This window comes from Streptomyces sp. NBC_00178 (genome assembly GCF_036206005.1).
Lineage (GTDB): Bacteria > Actinomycetota > Actinomycetes > Streptomycetales > Streptomycetaceae > Streptomyces.
Map to the genome: position 1 here is coordinate 4,173,449 of NZ_CP108143.1, position 20,615 is coordinate 4,194,063.

19 protein-coding genes are annotated in these 20,615 nt (G+C 74.5%); 9 read left to right on the top strand and 10 right to left on the bottom strand.

The genetic code is table 11. The annotated features are described in order from the left end of the window. Window positions 1-149 precede the first annotated feature (149 nt). Window positions 150-947, top strand: a complete 798-nt coding sequence (locus OHT61_RS18215) for a uracil-DNA glycosylase (RefSeq protein ID WP_329039770.1) — start codon at window positions 150-152, stop codon at window positions 945-947. Window positions 948-970: 23 nt separating this feature from the next. Here OHT61_RS18215 and OHT61_RS18220 read toward each other — a convergent pair whose 3' ends face one another. Then, a complete protein-coding gene (locus tag OHT61_RS18220) occupies window positions 971-3,457 on the bottom strand; it encodes a helicase-associated domain-containing protein (protein ID WP_329039772.1) in 2,487 nt (828 codons plus the stop codon). A 63-nt stretch (window positions 3,458-3,520) separates the two neighbouring features. On the opposite strand from OHT61_RS18220, the gene OHT61_RS18225 reads away from it, so the two are divergent. From OHT61_RS18225 to OHT61_RS18235, 3 genes are all read left to right on the top strand, one after another. Further along, window positions 3,521-4,642: a hypothetical protein gene (locus tag OHT61_RS18225; protein WP_329039774.1), complete on the top strand. Its 1,122-nt coding sequence runs from the start codon at window positions 3,521-3,523 to the stop codon at window positions 4,640-4,642. Window positions 4,643-4,728: 86 nt separating this feature from the next. After that, window positions 4,729-5,310, top strand: a complete 582-nt coding sequence (locus OHT61_RS18230) for a sugar O-acetyltransferase (protein WP_329039776.1) — start codon at window positions 4,729-4,731, stop codon at window positions 5,308-5,310. A 7-nt stretch (window positions 5,311-5,317) separates the two neighbouring features. Beyond that, entirely contained in the window at window positions 5,318-5,863 is a 546-nt protein-coding gene (locus tag OHT61_RS18235; RefSeq protein ID WP_329039778.1) for a TetR/AcrR family transcriptional regulator, read from the top strand. 61 nt (window positions 5,864-5,924) lie between these two features. On the opposite strand, the gene OHT61_RS18240 is transcribed toward OHT61_RS18235, so the two are convergent. The 4 genes from OHT61_RS18240 to OHT61_RS18255 form a co-directional block, all read right to left on the bottom strand. Further along, window positions 5,925-6,806, bottom strand: coding sequence for an ABC transporter ATP-binding protein (locus OHT61_RS18240; RefSeq protein ID WP_329039779.1), 882 nt, complete (start codon window positions 6,804-6,806; stop codon window positions 5,925-5,927). After that, entirely contained in the window at window positions 6,803-7,888 is a 1,086-nt protein-coding gene (locus OHT61_RS18245; RefSeq protein ID WP_329039781.1) for a FecCD family ABC transporter permease, read from the bottom strand. The genes OHT61_RS18240 and OHT61_RS18245 overlap by 4 nt, the downstream gene beginning before the upstream one ends. Then, entirely contained in the window at window positions 7,885-8,895 is a 1,011-nt protein-coding gene (locus tag OHT61_RS18250) for a FecCD family ABC transporter permease (RefSeq protein ID WP_329039782.1), read from the bottom strand. Before OHT61_RS18250 ends, OHT61_RS18245 begins: the two co-directional genes overlap by 4 nt. 161 nt (window positions 8,896-9,056) lie before the next feature. Next, window positions 9,057-9,608 (bottom strand): hypothetical protein, encoded by a 552-nt coding sequence (locus OHT61_RS18255; protein ID WP_329039785.1) that lies wholly within the window; start codon window positions 9,606-9,608, stop codon window positions 9,057-9,059. A gap of 88 nt (window positions 9,609-9,696) precedes the next feature. Here OHT61_RS18255 and OHT61_RS18260 point away from each other — a divergent pair, with 88 nt between their 5' ends. Next, on the top strand, window positions 9,697-10,314 hold the full coding sequence (locus OHT61_RS18260; protein WP_329039786.1) for an HAD family hydrolase: 618 nt from the start codon (window positions 9,697-9,699) through the stop codon (window positions 10,312-10,314). 121 nt (window positions 10,315-10,435) lie between these two features. On the opposite strand, the gene OHT61_RS18265 is transcribed toward OHT61_RS18260, so the two are convergent. After that, window positions 10,436-10,672, bottom strand: a complete 237-nt coding sequence (locus OHT61_RS18265; protein WP_329039788.1) for a hypothetical protein — start codon at window positions 10,670-10,672, stop codon at window positions 10,436-10,438. Window positions 10,673-10,837: 165 nt separating this feature from the next. Here OHT61_RS18265 and OHT61_RS18270 point away from each other — a divergent pair, with 165 nt between their 5' ends. Next, window positions 10,838-11,221, top strand: coding sequence for a cold-shock protein (locus tag OHT61_RS18270; RefSeq protein ID WP_327116033.1), 384 nt, complete (start codon window positions 10,838-10,840; stop codon window positions 11,219-11,221). A gap of 34 nt (window positions 11,222-11,255) precedes the next feature. On the opposite strand, the gene OHT61_RS18275 is transcribed toward OHT61_RS18270, so the two are convergent. Genes OHT61_RS18275 through OHT61_RS18290 form a run of 4 tightly spaced genes read right to left on the bottom strand, consistent with a single transcriptional unit; the run spans window position 11,256 to window position 14,815 of the window. Continuing rightward, window positions 11,256-12,152 carry a 1,4-dihydroxy-6-naphthoate synthase gene (locus OHT61_RS18275; protein WP_329039792.1) on the bottom strand — a complete coding sequence of 299 codons (897 nt, stop codon included), beginning with the start codon at window positions 12,150-12,152 and terminating at the stop codon, window positions 11,256-11,258. Continuing rightward, window positions 12,133-12,843, bottom strand: a complete 711-nt coding sequence (locus tag OHT61_RS18280) for a futalosine hydrolase (protein WP_329043310.1) — start codon at window positions 12,841-12,843, stop codon at window positions 12,133-12,135. The genes OHT61_RS18275 and OHT61_RS18280 overlap by 20 nt, the downstream gene beginning before the upstream one ends. Before the next feature lie 28 nt (window positions 12,844-12,871). Continuing rightward, window positions 12,872-13,354: a DUF2771 domain-containing protein gene (locus OHT61_RS18285; protein WP_329039794.1), complete on the bottom strand. Its 483-nt coding sequence runs from the start codon at window positions 13,352-13,354 to the stop codon at window positions 12,872-12,874. 27 nt (window positions 13,355-13,381) lie between these two features. Continuing rightward, window positions 13,382-14,815, bottom strand: a complete 1,434-nt coding sequence (locus OHT61_RS18290) for an MFS transporter (protein ID WP_329039796.1) — start codon at window positions 14,813-14,815, stop codon at window positions 13,382-13,384. Between the two features lie 443 nt (window positions 14,816-15,258). Here OHT61_RS18290 and OHT61_RS18295 point away from each other — a divergent pair, with 443 nt between their 5' ends. The 3 genes from OHT61_RS18295 to OHT61_RS18305 all read left to right on the top strand — a co-directional run bounded on the left by OHT61_RS18295 (window position 15,259) and on the right by OHT61_RS18305 (window position 20,599). Beyond that, a complete protein-coding gene (locus OHT61_RS18295) occupies window positions 15,259-16,191 on the top strand; it encodes a DUF3027 domain-containing protein (RefSeq protein ID WP_329039799.1) in 933 nt (310 codons plus the stop codon). A gap of 212 nt (window positions 16,192-16,403) precedes the next feature. Then, window positions 16,404-19,580, top strand: a complete 3,177-nt coding sequence (locus tag OHT61_RS18300; protein WP_329039800.1) for a sacsin N-terminal ATP-binding-like domain-containing protein — start codon at window positions 16,404-16,406, stop codon at window positions 19,578-19,580. Window positions 19,581-19,729: 149 nt separating this feature from the next. Continuing rightward, complete coding sequence (locus OHT61_RS18305; protein WP_329039802.1) at window positions 19,730-20,599, top strand: DUF5707 domain-containing protein; 870 nt, start codon at window positions 19,730-19,732, stop codon at window positions 20,597-20,599. Window positions 20,600-20,615: the final 16 nt, after the last annotated feature.

Sequence of the window (20,615 nt, forward strand, 5' to 3'; positions counted from 1 at the left end):
GCCCTTTCTGTTCCGCTTCTGCCCTGCTGCTGGGATCCGCCGCCGGGACGGCCGCGAACGGCCAAACGTCCAGTGTGCCGCATCCGGGGCGCAACCGGGCGGGCGCGCGGCTGCGCGGTCCGGGCGGGCCGGGCCCGTAGCGTGGGCGGATGGACGAGACGGAGCCCGCGGGCGGGCTGCCCGGACCCGACGACGCCGGGTTCCCGGCGCACCACGCGCCGCGTGCCGCGGGGATGGCGGAGCTGGACGGCCTGGTGACCCGGTGCCGTGCCTGTCCCCGGCTGGTGGCCTGGCGGGAGGAGGTCGCCGCGGTCAAGCGGGCGGCCTTCCAGGACTGGGACTACTGGGGAAGGCCCGTGCCCGGCTTCGGGCCGGCCGACGCGTCGGTGGCAGTGGTGGGGCTGGCGCCCGCGGCGCACGGGGGGAACAGGACCGGCCGGATGTTCACCGGTGACGCGACGGGCGACTTCCTCTTCAGGGCCCTGTACGAGGTGGGGCTGGCCTCGCAGCCCACCTCCGAACACGCCGACGACGGGCTGCGCCTTCGCGGCGTGCGCCTCGTCGCGCCCGTCCACTGCGCGCCGCCGGCCAACAAGCCGACGCCTCGGGAACGCGACACCTGCCGGCCGTGGCTGACCAGGGAGCTGGCCCTGCTGAACCCCGGGCTGCGCGCGATCGTCGTCCTCGGTGCCTTCGGCTGGCAGGCCCTGCTGCCGGTGCTCGCGGAGTCCGGCAGGACACTGCCCCGACCGCGTCCGGTCTTCGGCCACGGCGCGCACGTCGTGCTGCCCGCCACGGAGCACGGGCACGAACTGCACCTGCTCGGCAGCTACCACGCGAGTCAGCGCAACACGTTCACCGGCCGGCTCACCATGCCCATGCTCACCGACGTGCTCCGGGAGGCCGCCGTCCTGGGCGGGCTCGGACCCGCGGGCCCCGGCGGCTGACCCGTCGGCGGCGCGGCGGTCCGTCAGGTCGTCTGTTCGTCCGCCAGTTCCGCGACGCCCGTGATGCGGTGCAGCGGGTAGGTGCGTACCTCGTCGGCGGTGTGGTCGTAGCCCGTGACGAAGCCGCCCTCGACCTTCACCGGGGCGATCACGCGCTGGCTGGCCGCACCGTCCGCGTTGACGTAACCGATCCAGACGGCCGAGCCGGTCATGGCCGCCGCCTGCACCGTGGCCAGCGTCTCGGCGGGTGTCGTGCGGGGGAGCGAACCGGACGCCGTCGTGTCCGGCGCCTCCCTGTTGACGGCCCTGGCAGCCGTGTCGCCGGCCCTGATGGCCCGTACGGCGGCGGTCAGCAGAGTGGCGTCCGGGACCGGCGGACCCTCGGGCACCGGCGCGGGAGGTGTGCGCGGCGGGGTGCGGCGGGCCCCGGCCCGGGTGATCAGGACGTCGCCCTCGGCGGATTCGGCGGCGGGGGCGTACCCCATCTCGCGCAGCCCTTCGAGGAGCGAGCCCGGGTCGGCCTGGGCTGCCAGCACGGTCGGGGCGAGGCGGCGCAGGCGCAGGGTCGCCGAGCGCTTGTCGGCCAGGATCTCGTTGAGCACGGCCTCGTCGTCGCAGCGTACGTACGCGGAGGCGGCCCCGATGCGGAGGTGGCCGTGGCGGCGGGCGACGTCGTCGATGAGGTAGCTCAGCGGCTGCGGCACCGGGGTCCGGCTGTGCGTGGCCAGGAACGCGTGCAGGTCGGACGCGGCCCGGCCGGCGTCGAGTGCGCGGCGTACGGAGCCGGGGGTGAAGCGGTAGACCGTAGCGCCGCCCTTGGACTCGATGTCGGCGAGCACCGAGAGCATGTCGGCGAGCGGGCGTTCCAGCGGGCCGGGGGCGACGGCGGTCAGGTCGGCCTGGAGCAGCACGTGGTCCAGGGGCTCCGGGATCAGCGGGGCGAGCCGGGCCGCCGCCGCGTCGGGGCCCTCGTCGAGCAGTGCGCGGGCCTGGGAGGAGAGCGCCCCGCGTCCGGTGATCCCGATGAGTTCGGCTTCGTTGGCGGTCCACAGGGCGATGCGGGACCGCAGGTCGGAGGTGTCGCCGGACGGCTGCCCCGAGGCGGGTGACCCCGCGGTGGGCCCGCCGGGTCTGGACGTCCGCAGCGGGCGCTCCCAGCGGAGGCGGGCCAGCAGGGTCTGCGGATCGGGGGCCGTGCCCGGGGGCAGTGAGGCGAAGAGCTCCAGGACCCGGTGGCGCACCTCGGGCGCGGCCGAGCGGTCCAGGTCGGGGCCGAGTGCGGACAGGGCCCTGCCCTTGGCGTCCTGACCGCCGATCAGGCCGGAGGTGCGGGTGGCGGCGAGCCAGGCGGTGGCGAGGTGGGTCCAGCGGTCCTGGGCGGGGAGGTCGAGCCATTCGTCGGCCGCGGGGGTGGGGGCGTAGCGCTCGTCGGTCTCGCCGTCGGGGGCCAGCAGGCCCGCCGTGTAGGCGAGTTCGATCCAGAAGGCGGCGGTGTTCTCGGGGACGTCCAGGGAGCTGGCGGCGCGCTTCAGTTCGCGCACACTCAGGCCGCCGGCCCGCAGGATGGCCGGGCCGCCGTTGTTCCAGAGCTTCAGCAGTTCCTCGACGGTGGACAGTGCCGTGAAGCCCTGGCCGGCCGCCGCCCTGTCCACAGCCTGGGGATCGCGTTCGGCCGCCGCCGCGATCTCCGGTGCGACCGGCTCGGGCACGCGGTGGGCGCGCCCCGCCCGCAGGTGCAGCGCCGCCTCGCGCGGCAGGACGACGGTGCGGGTCGACACGGGCAGCAGCAGTCCGCGGTCGCGCAGCCACTGGACCGGCGGTGCGGGGTTCGGGGTGACCTCGCCGTAGGGCGGGCCCCAGACCAGCCGGTCGAGGACCGACAGCGCCTCGACCGGGGCGGTGTCCAGGAGTTCCGCCATCCTCGTCCGGTCCGTGAAGAGTCCGGACAGCGCGGTGACGGCCGACACGGGGTCGTGGGTGGCCGGGAGCCCGGCCGCCGTCAGGATCTCCTGCAGCCGGCCCGGCGACATGCCGGCCGTGGCCTCCGCGACCGTCGGCCCGAGGCCGGTGGGTGAGGGGTGCTGCGGCGACGGGGCGAGGAGTTCGCGCGCGGTGCGGACGAGGTGGAGGCGGGCGTCCTCGCCCCAGACGAGGGCCTGTTCGCGCAGCGTCGTGAGCGCCGCGGGCAGCGCTGCGGTGACGGCCGCCGCGCCGTCCCGCCCTTCGCCCTCACCCTCGCCGTCACCGGTGAGCAGGGCGAGCAGCGTGTCGTACGGTGCCGGGTCCGGCGCCACCGCCAGCGCCTCCGCGGTCTGCAGCGCGAAGCGGTCGAGGTGCTCCAGCGCACGGACGACGGAGGCACGGGTGCCGGCCCGCGTGGCCAGCTGGGTGATGTCGTTCGGCACGGGGCTGAGCAGGTCGGGGCGGGCGCGCAGAAGCCCTGCCAGCGATTCGTCGCCCCGTGCGCGCAGAGCCTCGGCGAGCGTGCGCGGTGGTGTGGTCGTCCCCATCCGTCCCACGGTAGCCCCTGGAACGCTACCGTCGGGGCAGGGCGGTAGAGGGAGAACGATCGCGTGGGGATCGAGAGCGACCAGCTTGTCTACGACTATCTCAGCCGGGTCGGTGACCTGGCCCAGCAGCGGCAGCTGCCGTCGGGGGCCCGGATGAGGCTCGTGTCGACGCTGCGCGGCGAGATCGACCGGCAGCGCGGCACGGACGGCGCGGACTCTCCCGCAGCGGTCCGGCGCATCCTGGGGCGGCTCGGGGCCCCGGACGAACTCGTCGCCGCCGCCGCCGGATCGGCCGACGGCGCGGTGCCGCTGCCGTCGCCCCGGGAGGCCCCGGGCGCGGGTGACGAGGGGCCGTCCGGGGTGCCGAGGACGCGGCGCGGAGTGCTGCGCAAAGACGCGTTCGGCAAGGGCGCGTCGCAGGGGCCGGCGGAGTCCGTCCCGAAGGAGCCGGGGCCTCCGGGTGCTCCCGCTCCCGGCTGGCCCTCCGCGGACGCGCCGCACATGGCCGGGCTGGACCGGGCCCCGGCCGGGGGCGAGCCGGAGTGGTGGCGGATCGAGCCGGGGCCCTTCGGTGAGGGCGCGCGGGGCCCGGTCGCGCCGGGTACCGATGTGCCGGGGTTCGTCGGCGGTCTGGAGAGCCCCGAGCTGTTCCGTCCCTCCGGGCCGCCCGTGGCGGTCACCCCGGAGGAGGCGGAGGCGGCGAAGGCGGCCGAGGCGCTGAAGGCGGCGCAGGAGAAGCCCGCCGCCCCGGACAGGCCCGCGGTCGCCGTACCGGCGCCCCGCAGGGGTCTTCGTCTGCGCCGCCCCGGCCCGGCCGCCGCGGCGGCGGACGTCGTCGGGAGGCCGCGCCTCGCCAACCCGCTGCTGCTGCTCGCCGCCGCGTTGCTGGTGGCGGGCGCCGTGCTGGGTTCGTGGCTGGCGCTCGCGGGCGGCTGGCTCCTGGCGTACAGCTCGCGCAGGATCTCGCGCGCGGAGGCGAAGTGGGTCGCGCTGGGGCTTCCGGGTGTGGTCGTGGCCGGTGCCTTCGTCTGGCTGTGGGGCCGGATGGAGGGCCGTTGGGGCACGCCCATCGCCGAGGACGCGATGGGCGACGCGATGACGGACGTCTGGCCGGTGGTGGTGCGCGTGGCGGCGGTGGCGTCGGCGCTGTACCTCGTGTGGCGCGCGCGGAGGCTGCCCGGCTGAGGGCCCACGCGCCGGCGGGGCTCGGGGGGCCGCACCGGACCCGTGGAGCGTACGTTCGTACGCCTCGGGGGTGTACCGTCGTCCGCATGCCCACGGACTACTTCGCCGACGATCCGCGCACCCCCATGGAGCGCATGCGCGCGGGAGACCTCTACATCGCCGACGACCCGGAGATCGCCCGGGAGCAACGGCGGGCCATGCGGCTCGCCGCCCGCTACCAGGCGCTCCACACCGAGGACGCCGACGCCGCCCGGACGGTCCTGGCAGAACTCCTCGGCTCCGTGGGCGAGGGCGTCGACCTCAGGCCGCCGCTCTACGTCGACTACGGCAGCAACATCCACATCGGGGCCCGTACCTTCGTGAACTACCACCTCACGGCACTGGACGTCGCGACGGTCACCATCGGCGAGGACTGCCAGATCGGCCCCAACGTGCAGCTGCTGACCCCGACGCACCCCGTGGAGCCGCAGCCCCGCCGGGACAAGCTGGAGGCCGCGCGGCCCATCACCATCGGCGACAACGTGTGGCTGGGCGGCGGAGTCATCGTGTGCCCCGGCGTGACCATCGGGGACGACTCCGTCATCGGTGCCGGGTCGGTGGTCACCCGGGACATCCCCGCCGGTGTGGTGGCGGTGGGCAATCCCGCCCGCGTCGTCCGGGACGTCTGAGCGCCCCGTGGCCACCGGACGCACGGACCCGCAGCGGCGTGAGCGCATCATCGCCGCCACGCTCGACCACATCGCCGACGAGGGGGTCGCGGGCGTCTCGCACCGGAAGATCGCCGTCCGCGCCGATGTGCCCCTGGGCTCGATGACGTACCACTTCACCGGCATCGACGACCTGTTGCGCGAGGCGTTCACGCGGTTCGCCGACCACATCGTGGCCGTGTTCGAACTGCATCTGGGCCGCGCGGGCAGTCCGGACGAGGCCCGTGAGGCCGTCACCGACCTGATCCACGTGCTCTCCGAAGGGCCCCGCCGGGACCTCGTCCTCACGCAGGAGCTCTACACGCTGGCGGCCCGGCGCGACGAGTACCGCGAGCTCACGCACGCGTGGATGAACCGCAGCCGCCGCCTCCTGGAGCAGCACTTCGACCCGGACACCGCGCGGCAGCTGGACGCCCTGATCGAGGGCACCTCCCTGCACCGGTCCCTCGACACCGAACCGCAGGGCCGCGAGCTGACGCGGCAGGCGGTGGGGCGCATCACGGGCAGCCCCTGAGGGCCGGCCGTACCCGGACGGCCTGTGGGGCGCGGACCTGACCCCGCGCCCCACAGGCGTGTCAGAGGACCTTCGCGGCCGTGTCCTGAGCGGGCGTCCAGGGCGCACCCGGCACGACGAGCGGCGAACCCGTGACCGGGTCGGGGACGACGACCGCTTCCAGCCCGAAGACCTCGCGGACGAGGTCCGCCGTGACGACGTCCCCGGGCCTGCCCTCGGCGACGATCCGGCCCGCCTTCATGGCGACGAGGTGGTCGGCGTAGCGGGCGGCCTGGTTGAGGTCGTGGAGCACGGTGACCACGGTGCGGCCCCGGGTGCCGTCCGCCGCCGGTGTGGCGAGCCGCCGCACCAGGTCCAGGACCTCGACCTGGTGCGCGATGTCGAGATAGGTCGTCGGTTCGTCGAGCAGCAGCAGGTCGGTGTCCTGGGCGAGTGCCATCGCGATCCACACGCGCTGGCGCTGACCGCCGGACAGCTCGTCCACCGGCCGGTCGCCGAGCGCGGTGACGTCCGTGCGCTCCATGGCCTCGGCCACCGCGCGCTCGTCCGCCTCCGACCACTGCTGCCACCACCGCTGGTGCGGCTGCCGGCCACGGGCCACCAGGTCGGAGACGGTGATCGCCTCGGGTGCGACGGGCGTCTGCGGAAGCAGCCCCACCGACTGCGCGATGGTGCGCGTCGGTATGCGGGAGAGTTCCGTGCCGTCCAGCAGCACCGCCCCGCCCGCCGGTTTCAGCAGCCGCCCCATCGCCCGCAGCGTCGTCGACTTGCCACAGGCGTTGGGGCCGACGATGACCGTCACCCGGCCGTCCGGGACGGCCAGGTCGAGTTCGTGCACGACGGTGCGGTCCTCGTACGCGAGCGTCAGGGAGCGCGCCGTGAGCCTGGAGGTGGCCGGGGGCGCGTCGGTGGCCGGGGAGTCCGTGCGGCCGGTCGTGGTCATGCGTTGCCTCCATTGCGGCCGCGGTGACCGCGGATGATCAGCCAGATCAGGTACGGGGCGCCGACCGCGGCGGTCAGCACGCCCACGGGGAGTTCGACGGGGGAGAAGAGCCTGCGCGCCAGCAGGTCGGCGAAGACGACGATCACCGCGCCCAGCAGCGCCGAGCACAGCAGCGGGATCTGCGCCGTACGCGTCATCCGGCGGGCGATCTGCGGAGCGAGGAGGGCCACGAAGTCGACGGGCCCCGCCGTCCCCGTCGCCACGGACGCCAGGACGACCCCCAGGGCGACGAGCCCCAGGCGTACGCGGCCCAGGCGCACGCCGAGCGCCGTCGCCGTGTCGTCGTCCATCGACACGGTGCGCTGCGCCCGCGCCGCCCACAGCACGGCGGGCAGGAGGGCCAGCAGCGCCCAGCCGATCGGGGCCGCCTCGCTCCAGCCGCGGCCGTTCAGCGAACCCGTCATCCAGATCTGCGCCTGCTGGGCGACCAGGTAGTCGCCCTTCGTCAGGAAGAGCGTCGTCACGGAGCGCAGGGCGATCGCGAAGCCGATACCGATGAGGACGAAGCGGGTCGCGTGGAGCCCGCCGCGCCAGGCGAAGACGTACACCAGCGCCGCTGCGGCGATCCCGCCGGCGACGGACAGGTAGGGCAGGACGGTGTAGGAGGTGAGGCCGAAGGTCATGGCGCCGACCGTGAGCGCGCTCGCGCCCTGGCTGATGCCGATGATGTCGGGGCTGGCGAGCGGGTTGCGGGCCACCGTCTGGATCAGCGCGCCGGCGATCCCGAACGCCGCGCCGACGAGCAGCCCGACCACCATCCTGGGCATCCGCAGCGTGCCCACGACCAGTTCGTCGGGCGACGGCCGGCCGAGGACGACCTTCACGACCTCACCCGGCGCGACGAAGCTCTCGCCGACGCAGAGGTACGCGACACAGACGGCCGCCAGCACGACGAGGAGGGCCGCCGCGACGAGCGACGCCCGCCGGTGGACCAGGAAACGGGCCCGCTTCCCGATGCGTACGACGCCGTAACCGGCAGGGCGGACCGGGGGGCGTACGGGCACTGCCGTGTCCGCGCTCATGCGGGGGCCGCCTTCCGGCGTACGAGGGTGACGAGGAAGGGCACACCGATCAGCGCCGTCATGACGCCTGCCGGGACCTCGCCCGGCGGGAGCAGCACCCGCCCGACGACATCGGAGACGAGGAGCATCACGGGGCCCAGGAGGGCGACCATCGGGAGCACCCAGCGGTGCCCGCCGCCGACGATCGCGCGGGCGATGTGCGGCACCGCGAGGCCGACGAAGGCGATCGGCCCGGCCGCAGCGACCCCCGCCCCGGTGAGCACGGTCGCCCCCACACCGCCGACGATGCGGACGGCCGCGACGTTCTGCCCCAGGCCCTTGGCGACGTCGTCGCCGAGCGCCAGGGCGTCGAGACCTCGCGCCACGGACACCACGAGGATGGTGCCGACCAGCAGGAACGGCCAGATCCGCTCGGCGACCTCGGCCTCCCGGCCCGAGATCGACCCCACCTGCCAGAAGCGGAACTCCTCCAGCGCGGACGCCTTGGTGGTCAGCACCGCCATGGTCACCGACACCAGCAGCGCGTTGATCGCGGCCCCGCCCAGGGCGAGCTTCACGGGGGTCGCGCCGCCGCGCCCCCGTGAGGCGATGGCGTAGACGGCGACCGACGCGACGGCGGCGCCCGCGAACGCGAACCACACGTAACCGGTGAGGGTGTGGATCCCGGCGTACGCGATGGCCAGCACCACCGCGACGGAGGCGCCCTGGCTGATGCCGAGGATGCCGGGGTCGGCGATGGGGTTGCGGGTGATGCCCTGGAGCACCGTGCCCGCGAGGGCCAGGGCGGCACCGACCATCAGGCCGATCAGGGTGCGCGGCAGCCTCAGCTGCCGGATGACGTCGGCGGCCTCGGTGTGCCCGCCGTGCAGGAGGGCGTCCACGACAGCGGACGGGGCGATGGTCCGCGCCCCCACGGCCAGGCTGAGCAGGACGGACAACATGAGTGCGAGGACTGCCACGGCCATCGCGAGCGCGCGTCGGGACAGGCGGGGTGCTGCGGCGGCCATCGGAACCAATCGGGGAGCGGGCCAGGGGAGGGGAGGAACGCGATTACAGGTAAGGCTTGGCTAAGTCTATGCGTGGCCCACGCACCCGGGCAGCGGGCCTCCGCCCCCGGCCGATGCACCCGGGCAGCGTGCCTCCGCCCCCGGCGGTGCGCGGAGGGTTCTCAGGCGCGCGCCGTGCGCATCGCCACCTCGGCGGCCGTCACGGGAGCGGTGATCCCGTACACGTCTCCGGGCCGCAGATGCGCGGGCGTGCCGTACGCGTCGCGGACGGCGACGAAGGTGACCGCCGTCTGCGAGGCGGGCTGCCAGAAGGTGCGGTAGTGCGGTGCGTTCCCCGCGTACTCCGGGATCTCGACCAGCGGGACCCCGCGCCTGTCGAGCAGGCCGCGCAGTTTCCCGAAGCGGAGCCGGGACGCGAAGCGCCCGTACCGGTCCTGGAGCACCGGACCCGGCAGACCGACCGGGCCGAGGGCCAGGCGGTGCACCTGGAGGCTGAAGTGGTGGCCCGCCCACGGGTCGCCGGGGCGGCCGCGGTGGAAGTGGAACTCGGCGAGTCCGTAGTCGCGGAACATCGTCCGGCCGCCGGTGGCGTCCTCGGCGAAGCCGGTCCCCAGGACCGCCGCGACCTGGTCGGGCGAGTCGGTGGGGCGGGCGTCGAGCACGGTGCCGGTGGTGACGGTGTGGACGTAGAAGGCCAGGGAGTGCGGGGTCAAGGGGGGTTCCTGGGGCCGGGAGGGGGCGGGGGACGGGTGCGAGGGGCGGGCCGGATTTCGTGGGCGGGGCACTCGGCACAATGGCCTCATGCCCTCACACACCTTGACGGTCGGCTTCGACCTCGACATGACGCTCATCGACTCGCGGCCCGGGATCAGGGCCGCCTACGAGACCCTGGCCGCCGAGACGGGCGTGCACATCGACATCGATCTGGTCGTCAGCCGGCTCGGGCCGCCCCTCGAGGACGAGATGGCCAACTGGTTCCCGGCCGGGGCGATAGCGGAGGCCTGCGACCGCTACCGCGCGGTCTACCCGGACCGGGCGATCACCCCGACCACGACGATGCCCGGCGCCCGGGAGGCGGTGGAGGCGGTCCAGGCGCTCGGCGGGCGGGCCATGGTCGTCACCGCCAAGTACGAGCCCAACGCCAAGCTGCACCTCGCGCACCTCGGCATCGGCGCCGACCTGCTGATCGGCGGGCTCTGGGCGGAGGGCAAGGCGGCCGCGCTCCTGGAGCACGGCGCCGGTGTCTACGTCGGCGACCACACCGGGGACGTGCGCGGGGCGCACGCCGCGAACGCCCTGTCGGTCGGTGTGACGACCGGGCCGTGCGACGAGACGGAGCTGCGGGAGGCCGGGGCCGAGGTGATCCTGCCGGACCTCACGGCGTTCCCCGACTGGCTGCGGACCTTCGCGGCGTCCTGACGGACCGCCGCCGGCGCGTACCGCCCGAGGTGACGGGGGAGCGGGACGGCCCGATTCGCGCCAATGTCCCGCGGGTGCGCGGCCTTCTCCCGGAGCCGGTGTCCGGAGGGGTTCCGGCCCGCTACCTCGCGGCGGCGCGCTTCGGCGAGTTCTTCCACACCGACCGCACCACCCCCGCGGCGGCGATCAGGAAGCCCAGTCCCATCAGCATGCACACCGCGTAGGCGGCGGACGGGAAAGGGTCGGTGCCGAGGAACAGCGGGGCCACGGTGACCAGTGTGGCCAGCGCGCCGATGAAGAAGACGATCGCGCCGACCTGTACGAGCCGGTCGCCTGCGCCGGAAGGAGTAGTAGTCACCCGGCCAGGGTAGTTCCCAGCTCGGTGGAACCGTTCCGCGACGCCTTGTGCCCGGCCTCCGGGCCACTAGCCTGGGACACGGCGGGTCCGGGACCCGCCGTACCGCTATTCGGAGCCGGTTCGCGGCTCTCCCGCACACCGACGAGTTCGAGGACGAGGACAGACGTGCCCACGGGTAAGGTCAAATGGTTCAATTCGGAAAAGGGCTTCGGCTTCCTTTCGCGCGACGACGGCGCGGACGTCTTCGTCCACTCCTCCGTGCTCCCGGCCGGCGTCGAGGCCCTCAAGCCGGGTCAGCGCGTCGAGTTCGGCGTGGTCGCCGGCCAGCGCGGTGACCAGGCGCTCTCCGTGGTGATCCTGGACCCCACCCCGTCCGTGGCAGCCGCGCAGCGGCGCAGCCCCGACGAACTCGCCTCCATCGTGCAGGACCTGACGACGGTCCTGGAGAACATCACGCCGATGCTGGAGCGGGGCCGCTACCCCGACAAGGCGTCGGGCGCGAAGATCGCGGGCCTGCTGCGGGCGGTCGCCGACCAGCTCGACGTCTGACGTACGGCCGGGCCCGTGCGGCCCGGCCGCACCGTCAGCGGCCGGTGAAGGCCAGGGCGTCCGGGCCGAGCGCGGGCACGAGCCCCTCGGCCGCCGCGCGGGTCAGCAGGCCGCGGACCGCCGCGTAGCCGTGCTCGCCGAGGTCGGCGGTGAATTCGTTGACGTACAGCCCGATGTGCTGGTCGGCGACGGCGGGGTCCATCTCCTGGGCGTGCTCCAGGACGTACGGACGCGATTGCAGCGGGTCGTCCCAGGCCATGCGCACCGAGGTGCGGACCGACTCCGCGAGCCGCTTCAGGGTCTCGTCGCCGAGCGAGCGCTTGGCGATGATCGCACCGAGGGGGATCGGCAGACCGGTGGTGAGCTCCCAGTGCTCGCCCATGTCGGCCAGGTTGTGCAGGCCGTAGTTCTGATAGGTGAAGCGGGCCTCGTGGATGACGAGTCCGGCGTCCACCCGGCCGTCGCGCACCGCGGGCATGATCTCGTCGAACGGCATGACGACGATCTCGCCGACACCCCCCGGCACGACCTCGGCGGCCCAGAGCCGGAACAGGAGGTACGCCGTGGAGCGCTCGCTGGGCACGGCGACGGTCTTCCCCGTGAGGTCCGTGCCCGGCTCCCTGGTGAGGACGAGCGGACCGCAGCCGCGCCCCAGCGCCCCGCCGCACGGCAGGAGGGCGTATTCGTCGAGCACCCAGGGCAGGACGGCGTAGGAGACCTTCAGCACGTCGAACTCGCCGCGCTCGGCCATGCCGTTGGTGAGGTGGATGTCGGCGAAGGTGACGTCGAGGGCCGGCGCGCCGGGGACCCTTCCGTGGGCCCAGGCGTCGAAGACGAAGGTGTCGTTCGGACAGGGCGAGAAGGCGATCCGGAGGGCCGGCTGCGAAGCGCCGTCGGGGTCGGGCGCGGTGTCAGTCACTGTGTCGGTCATGCCGGTTCCAACTTTCCACTACGTGTGCGGTCTTCCCGAACGCCTCGGTGAGCGCCGTCAGGGCGTCCCCGATCCGCCAGGCCGCGCGGTCGCGCGGCCCCACGGTGTTCGAGACGGCCCGGAGCTCCAGGGCCGGTACGCCGAGTCCGGCTGCGGCCTCCGCGACGCCGAAGCCCTCCATGGCCTCGGCGACGGCTCCTGGGTGCGCGGCCAGCAGGGCCGCGGTACGGGCCGCGCTGCCCGTGACGGTGGACACCGTGAGCACGGTGCCCGTGACGGCGCCCGTGGCCGCGGCCACCTCGCGTACCAGCGTGTCCGGCGGCAGGAAGGTGTCCCTGCCGAATCCGAGACCGGTGACGGGCACGAAGCCGTCCGGGGTCTCGGCGCCGAGGTCCGCGGCGACGATGCGGGCCGCGACGACGAGGGAGCCCACAGGGGCGGCGGGTGCGAAGCCTCCGCCGATGCCCGCCGACACGACGAGCGCGTACGGCTCGGACGCGGGGGCCGAGGCGAGGGCGAAGGCGGTGACGGCCGCCGCGGCCGCCGGGCCCGCACCCCCCGCGACGACGTCGAACGGCCCGGCGCGGTGCAGCCGGGCGCCGGGCACGTCGAGGACTTCCGGGTCACCGCCGAAAGCACGCGTGACCGCGTCCCGTTCGGCCGGGACGGCGGTCACGACGAGCACCCGCACGGTGGTGGTCCTGGAGGTCACAGGGTGATCAGGAGGTCTTCTTGAGCTCGAAGTGCCAGACGCCGGTGAGCTTCTGGCCCTTGGTCTCGACGATGCTGATCTGCGTCTTGGACGCGGTGGTCTCGCCCGTCTGGCTGGCGAAGAAGGCGCTGCCCGGGATCGACCGGTAGGTCTTCTTGTACGGCTCCTGCTCGGCCTGCTGGCCGTTGATGAACAGGGTCCAGCCGTGGTCCGCGATCTCGGGGTCGACGCCGAAGCGGACCTTGTCGTCCATCGCGACCTCGACGGATTTCTCCGCCTTCTTGTTCAGGCAGCCCTGGATCTCGGACTCCTTGAGGGCCTTGCCGTCGTTGTAGCAGGCGGCCTCGGTGCTCACCGAGTTGTCGCCGACCGTCACGGTGGCGAGCGGCGTCGGCTTGTCGCAGGCGGACAGGACAAGGAGTCCCGCGGACACGGCACCGAGGGCGACGCCGATTCGGCGGCCCCTACCGGAGAAGAACGCAACGGTCATGGGCCGAAGGTTATCGGTCGGCGCCGCTCACGCCACGCGGGGGTGCGGTGAGCCGCGCCGCGCGGCCGTCAGGAGACCCCGTACGGAGGCGGAGGCGCCGAGGGCGAGGAGCCCGGCGGCGACGGACATGCCGAGTACGCCGTTGAGGGGGAGGGCGATGCCGATCGCGCCGCCGACGACCCAGGACATCTGCAGCAGCGTCTCCGACCGGGCGAAGGCCGAGGTGCGCACCTCCTCCGGCACGTCCCGCTGGATCATCGCGTCCAGCGACAGTTTCGACAGCGCCTGGGTGAAGCCGGCGACCGCGGTGAGCGCGGCGACCATCACCGTGCTGAAGAACACCGCGGCGAGCACGGCGGCGGCCAGGGCGAGCCCCAGCACCGTCGCGACGATCACCTCGGGACCGCGGGCCCGGAGCCACGACCCCACCGCCGTACCGAAGGCGTTCCCGGCGCCGGCGGCGACGCCGACGATGCCGAGGGAGACCGCGGCGCTCTGGCCCGCGAGGGGGTGCTCGCGCAGCAGGAACGCCAGGAAGAAGATGAGGAACCCGGAGAGCGCGCGGTGCGCGGCGTTCGCCTGGAGGCCGTGCAGGACGGACGGCCCGACGGACCGCAGTCCCGGCGGTTTCTCCCGGCCCTTCCTGTCCGTTCTCGTGCTGCCGGTCCACCGCCCCCGCTTCCTGGCCTCCCGCGGGGGAGCGGGGCGGGCCGGCTCCCCGTACGGCGGGACGAGGCGGGCCTTGCGCTCGCCCTTCGCGGAATCGACCTTGGGGGGCAGGGTGAAGGCGAGGACCGTCCCGCCGAGGAAGATCACGCAGGCCCCGTACAGCGGCCAGGGCGACCCGACGGCCTGGAGCCCCGCCCCGATGGGCGCGGCGATGCCCGTGGCCAGCAGACCGGCCAGGGTGACCCGTGAATTGGCCTTCACCAGGGAGAAGCGGGGCGGCAGGAGGCGGGGCACGACGGCGCTGCGGACCACGCCGTACGCCTTGGAGCAGACCAGGACCCCGAGCGCCGCCGGGTAGAGCTCCAGCCCTCCCGTGGCCACCGCCCCGGACATCGTGATCGCGAGTACGGCCCGTGCGAACATCGCGCCGGCCATCGCGGCGCGGCGGCCGTGCGGCAGCCGGTCGAGGAGCGGGCCGACCACCGGCGCGAGCAGGGTGAAGGGGGCCATGGTGACGGCGAGGTAGAGCGCGACGCGCCCGCGGGCCTCGTCCGTCGGTACGGAGAAGAAGACCGTGGAGGCCAGCGCCACGGTGATCATGACGTCGCCGGCGCCGTTGACCGCGTGCAGCTCGATCAGCTTGCCGAGCCCGGACTCCCCGGCCCCGTGGGCGTGCGTCGCCTTGCGGATACCCCGTGCCGTGCCGGTGAACGGCGCCCGCAGGGCACGGCCCATCGCCCGGCCCGCCCTGCGGAGCGGGCCGGATCCGTCGGACGACCTGGCGGCGGCCACGTGGTCATAGTGCCCCACCCCCCGCCGTCACGAACCCATGATCGGCCGGGGCGCGGCGACGGCCGCTCCGTCGGGTGAGTCCTTCGGGGGTGGCGGAACGGCCGCCATGTGCCGTCGGTCCCTTACGGATCCCGACCGCTGCCGGTGCCGGTCCGAGACGGGTCCTGAACTGTTGCGTTCCTCTTTTGGGACGGGCAGGTGGGCGTGGGGCGGCGGAGAGGGTAGCGTGCACTCACGCGCCACCGGCGGTTGTTCTTGGCCGCGCGCCGCTCCGCGATCCCGCAGAATGGGTTGCAGAAGGCGCGCCCGAGGCAGGCACAACGGGTGTGGACGTCGACGCGGCCCCCAGGTCCGCTCCGTCCACGACCGTCATGGCCGAAATCGGACATCGATGCCGGTCGCTGGCGCGCTCGTGAGACGGCGTATGGAGAGAAGCGAGACCTGTGAGTGCTGCGACGACGCGAAGCCGTACGGCCCGTACCCCCGCCCCCGACCGTCTGTGCGCCGAGGCGGTAGACCTCGCACGCGCGGCGGCGGAGGAAGCCGCCGCGCCCGGGGTGGTGGGTGAGCATGTGGCCGTGGTCTCCGAGGGGGACCGGGTCGTCACCCACTACTTCGAGTCCAAGGAGCCCGGCTACCGGGGCTGGCGCTGGGCGGTGACGGTCGCCAGGGCATCCCGCGCCAAGAACGTCACGCTTGACGAAACGGTGCTGCTGCCCGGATCCGACGCGCTCCTCGCCCCCGAGTGGGTGCCCTGGAGCGAGCGGCTCAGGCCCGGCGACATGGGGCCGGGCGACCTGCTGCCCACCGAGGCGGAGGACCCCCGTCTCGAACCGGGCTGGACCGGCGAGGACGAGCCCCTGCCGAACTCCGCCGTCTCCGACGTCTCCCAGGAGCTCGCCGCCCTGGTCGACGCGGAGGACGCGGAGCTGACGACGCGGCCCGGGACGAGCCGCGGCTCGATCGCCTCGGTCGCCGACGAGCTCGGCACCCGGCGCGCGCGGGTGCTGTCCCGGTACGGCCTGGGGCTGGCCGCGGACCGGTGGGACGAGGAGTTCGGCGCGAGGACACCGATGGCGCAGGCGGCGCCGGCGTCGTGCGTCACCTGCGCGTTCCTCGTGCCTATGGCGGGCTCCCTGCGGCAGGCGTTCGGCGTGTGCGCGAACGAGTTCGCCCCGGCGGACGGCCGCGTCGTCTCGTTGTCGTACGGCTGCGGGGGTCACTCCGAGGCGGCCCTCATGCCGAAGCCGGTGAGGCCCGCACCGCACGCCCTGGACACCCTGCGCGTGGACGACTACGCGCTGCGGCCGCCGGAGGACTCCGGTTCGGTCCCGGCCCGGGCGGACGGCACGACCGAGGACCTCGGCCACTCCTGAGGCACCCGCGCACCAAGGGGTCCGGCGCCGCGCGCCGGGCCCGTGCGGCGTGCCCGTGACGCGGCGGGGGGACCGCCGGCCCGTCCGAGGCGCTCACCTCGCGCGGACTCCGGCCCGTGACCGGGCGGCGATCACGGTCTTCCCGGTCGCGGTACCTTCGGGCGCACACTTGGCGTCACGGGTCACCGGAAGAGCGGAGTACGAGCGTGGGCATGAATGCGACCGAGGGGGCCGATCCGTTCGGGACGGCGCGACTGCGGCGCGGCGTGCTCGACGCCTGGGGTTCGGGCCCCGCCCGTTTCCGGGAGGACGCCAACGCCGAGGAGGACCTGGTCCTCGGCGGCTACCGCGACCGGCTCGTCGTCGAGCTCGCCCAGAACGCCGCCGACGCCGCCGCCCGCGCGGGCGTCCCCGGCCGTCTCCGGCTCACCCTGCACGCGGCGTCCGGTGACGGTCCCGCCGTCCTGGCCGCCGCCAACACCGGCGCCCCGCTCGACGCGACCGGTGTCGAGTCGCTGAGCACCCTGCGGGCCTCGGCCAAGCGCGAGGGCCACGAGTCGGCCGTCGGCCGCTTCGGCGTCGGTTTCGCCGCCGTGCTGGCCGTCAGCGACGAGCCCGCCGTCATCGGGCGCCACGGCGGTGTCCGCTGGTCCCTCGCGGAGGCCCGCGACCTCGCCCGGCAGGCGGCCGTCGGCAGCCCGGGCCTCGGCGACGAGCTGCGCCGCCGCGACGGTCACGTCCCGCTCCTGCGGCTGCCGCTGCCCGCCGAGGGCGGCGCCCCCGACGGCTACGACACCGTCGTCGTCCTCCCGCTCCGCGACGGCGTGGCCGAGGACCTCGTCGGCAGGCTGCTCGACGGGGTGGACGACGCGCTGCTCCTGACGCTGCCGGGCCTGGACGAGGTCGTCGTCGAAACCGCGGACGGCGTAAGGACGTTGGGCCGCTCGCAGCACGGGCCGTACGTCCACGTCGACGACTCCGCGCACGGTCTCCACCGCTGGCGCACCGTCGCCGCGAGCGGGCCCCTGGAGCCCGCGCTGCTCGCCGGCCGGCCCGTCGAGGAACGGCTGCGGCCCCACTGGTCCGTGACGTGGGCCGTGCCGGTGGACGACGACGGAGCGCCCCAGCACCCCCGTACGGCACCTGTCGTGCACGCGCCGACGCCCACCGACGAACCCCTCGGGGTCCCGGCGCTGCTGATCGCCTCGCTGCCGCTCGACACCACCCGGCGGCACCCCGCGCCCGGTCCGCTGACCGACTTCCTGGTGGAGCGCGCGGCCGACGCCTACGCCCGGCTGCTCGCCGAGTGGGAGCCCGTGTCCGTCGCCACGATCGCGCTGGCCCCGGGCGTGCTCGGCAAGGGGCAGCTCGACGGCGCGCTGCGCGCCGCGATCCTGGAGCGGCTGCCGCGGGTCGCGTTCCTGGAGCCCGCCGCGCCCCGCGACCCCTCCGAGTCCGCGGCCCAGTGGGACGACTGGGACGGGGGCGGCGCCCCGCACCGGGGGACGACCGCGCTGCGGCCGGTGGAGGCCGAGGTGGTCGAGGGCGTGGGCGCCGAGACCGTGCGGGTCCTCGCCGAGGTCCTGCCCTGCCTGCTGCCCGCCGGGCTGGAGCGCCGTGCGGAGCTGCGCACGCTCGGCGTCGCCCGGGTTCCGCTGACCGAGGCCATCGACCGGCTGGCCGGGCTGGAGCGCGAACCGGACTGGTGGCGGCGGCTGTACGACAGCCTGGGCGGCGTCGACCCCGACCGGCTCACCGGCCTGCCCGTCCCGCTCGCCGGCCCGGAGGACGTGCCGCGCACCACCATCGGGCCCCGCCAGGTCCTCCTGCCGCTGCCCGGCGCGCCGACCGGGCCCGTGCTCGGCCGGCTGGCCCGGCTCGGACTGAAGGTGGCCCATCCGGACGCCGCGCATCCGCTGCTGGAGAAGCTGGGCGCCCTGCCCGCCACACCCCGCGCGGTCCTGGGGACCCCGCAGGTCCGGGCCGCCGTCGCGGGTTCCCTGGACGCGGGCGAGGTGTGGGACGAGGACGCGCTGGACGGCGACGAGCTGGCCGAGACCGTCCTCACGCTCGTGCGGGACGCGGACCTCGCTCCCGGTGACGAGCCCTGGCTGGGCGCGCTCGCCCTGCCCGACGAGGACGGCGAGCCCGCGCCTGCCGGTGAACTGGTCCTGCCGGGAAGCCCGTTCGCGCAGGTGATGCGCGAGGGCGAACTCGCCCTGTGCGACGAGGAACTGGCCGGGCGCTGGGGCGAGCAGCCGCTGACCGCCTGCGGGGTCCTGGCCACCTTCGCACTCGTACGGGCCACCGACGTCGTCCTGGACCCGGACGAACTGGAGCCCCGCGACGGCGACTTCGCCGAGCCGGACGACGCCGGGCTGCTCGACGCCGTCGACGTGTGGTGCGAGGACGTCCTGGACCAGCTCCCGGACACCCCGGTGCCGCCGGTCGCCACCGAGCTCGTCGCCGTACGCGACCTGGACCTCGTCGACGACGACGCCTGGCCGCAGGCCCTCGCGATGCTCGCCGAGCCCCCGCTGCGCGACGCGCTGACCCAGCCGGTCCGGGTGCTGCTCCCGGACGGCACCACGCGGTCCGTGCGCCCCTACACGGCCTGGTGGCTGCGCGACCACCCCGTGCTGGACGGCCGCCGGCCGGCCGGTCTGCGGGCGGCCGGCGGCGACCCGCGCCTGGCGGGCCTCTACGACTCCGTGGACGCGACGGGCTTCGACGACGCGCAGGTGCTGCGGGCGCTCGGCGTGCGGACCTCGGTGGGGGCGCTCCTGGACGAGCCGGGCGGCGCGGCGGAGCTGCTGGCGCGCCTCGCGGACGAGGAGCGTCCCGTGGGGCCCGTACAGCTCCACTCGCTCTACACGGCGCTCGCCGGGATGGACCCCGAGCAGGTCACGCTGCCGGACGAGTTGCGGGCCGTGGTCGACGACGAGGTGCGGGTGGTCGACGCGGCGGACGCGGTGATCGCGGACGCCCCGGACCTGCTGCCGCTGACCGGCGGACTCCCGCTGCTGCCGGTCGCTCCGGCGCGCGCGGCCGAACTGGCCGAGATGCTCCAGGTGCGGCGGCTCGGCGAGAGCGTGGAGGCCGGTGTGACGACGGAGGGCGAGGAGCACCGGGTGCCCGACTCCGTGCGCATCCTGCTCGGTGCAGGGACCCCCGAGGCCTACGTCGAGCACTCCGAACTGCGGGCCGGGGGCGCCGAGCTGGACTGGCGCCGCACCCCGGACGGTGTGGTGCACGCCGCCACGCTGGAGGGAGTGGCTGCCGGGCTCGCCTGGGCGGCCGGCCAGTGGCCGCGCCGCTTCGAGGTGGCCGCGCTGCTGGAGGACCCGTCCCGGACCGAGGAGCTGGCCCGCGACCGCTGGTTCGACTGAGTCATGTGATCTTCACAGAAAAGTCGCCCAGTCGTACAACCATTCACATGCGAAACCTGTCTGGTCTGTCGAGTCACCAGACTCGCAGACCACACGGGGACCGCCGGTCGCACGACTGGCCACGGGCCCCCTTCTCCACTGGGGAACACATGCGTATTCGCGCCACTGTCGCCGCGGTTTCCGGCGCCCTGGCCTTGTCCGCCCTCGCCGTCCCGGCGGCACAGGCGGACGGCAATGCCGTTCCGAACCTGCACAAGCCCACCGCGTCCGACGTGTTCGGTATCGGTGCCAACAAGGCCCCCCGCGCGTCCGCGCGTGCCGCCGAGGCGCTGCCGGTGATCTCGAAGGTCGTCGTCAACGGCGGCAAGGACATCGTCGTCGGCACGACGGCCGCGAAGAAGTTCACCGTCTCCGTCACCGCCTCGCACGCGTCCGGCGTGTCCGACGCCTACGTCGACCTGTGGCACGGCACGAACGTCGACGACGACATCGACGGCCTGCTGATGCCCAACGAGGACGTGGCGTCCTGCAAGAACGCCAGCGCCACGACCGCCACCTGCACGCTGACGATCACGGCCTACCCGGGCGACGACCTGTACAAGAACGCCCTGGCCGGCACCTGGCACGTCTCCGCGGGCGCGCTCGCGGCCGACGAGAGCGCGGTCGCGTACACGGACTTCTACTCCACGGCCCGCGTCCAGCGCCTCTCCAAGGTCACCGTCAACGCCGCTCCGGAGCCCGTCAAGAAGGGCAAGACCATCACGGTCACCGGCAAGCTGTCGCGTGCCAACTGGGAGGACTTCGCCTACCACGGCTACGCGGGTCAGCCCGTCAAGCTGCAGTTCCGCAAGAAGAGCAGCAGCACCTACAGCACCGTCAAGACCATCAAGACGAGCAGCACCGGCGCGCTGAAGACCACCGTCAAGGCGTCGGTCGACGGCTACTGGCGCTACAGCTTCGCCGGCACCTCCACCACCCCGACCGTCACGGCCGCGGGTGACTTCGTCGACGTGAAGTAACCCACGGGCGACACCC

Excerpts from the sequence above, each read along its gene's own strand:
- OHT61_RS18305 (WP_329039802.1), top strand. The coding sequence starts at position 19,730 with ATGCGTATTCGCGCCACTGTCGCCGCGGTTTCCGGCGCCCTGGCCTTG.
- OHT61_RS18250 (WP_329039782.1), bottom strand. The coding sequence starts at position 8,895 with ATGGCCGCCGCAGCACCCCGCCTGTCCCGACGCGCGCTCGCGATGGCC.
- OHT61_RS18300 (WP_329039800.1), top strand. The coding sequence starts at position 16,404 with ATGAATGCGACCGAGGGGGCCGATCCGTTCGGGACGGCGCGACTGCGG.
- OHT61_RS18285 (WP_329039794.1), bottom strand. The coding sequence starts at position 13,354 with ATGACCGTTGCGTTCTTCTCCGGTAGGGGCCGCCGAATCGGCGTCGCC.
- OHT61_RS18245 (WP_329039781.1), bottom strand. The coding sequence starts at position 7,888 with ATGAGCGCGGACACGGCAGTGCCCGTACGCCCCCCGGTCCGCCCTGCC.
- OHT61_RS18275 (WP_329039792.1), bottom strand. The coding sequence starts at position 12,152 with ATGACCGACACAGTGACTGACACCGCGCCCGACCCCGACGGCGCTTCG.
- OHT61_RS18240 (WP_329039779.1), bottom strand. The coding sequence starts at position 6,806 with ATGACCACGACCGGCCGCACGGACTCCCCGGCCACCGACGCGCCCCCG.
- OHT61_RS18260 (WP_329039786.1), top strand. The coding sequence starts at position 9,697 with ATGCCCTCACACACCTTGACGGTCGGCTTCGACCTCGACATGACGCTC.
- OHT61_RS18230 (WP_329039776.1), top strand. The coding sequence starts at position 4,729 with ATGCCCACGGACTACTTCGCCGACGATCCGCGCACCCCCATGGAGCGC.
- OHT61_RS18215 (WP_329039770.1), top strand. The coding sequence starts at position 150 with ATGGACGAGACGGAGCCCGCGGGCGGGCTGCCCGGACCCGACGACGCC.
- OHT61_RS18220 (WP_329039772.1), bottom strand. The coding sequence starts at position 3,457 with ATGGGGACGACCACACCACCGCGCACGCTCGCCGAGGCTCTGCGCGCA.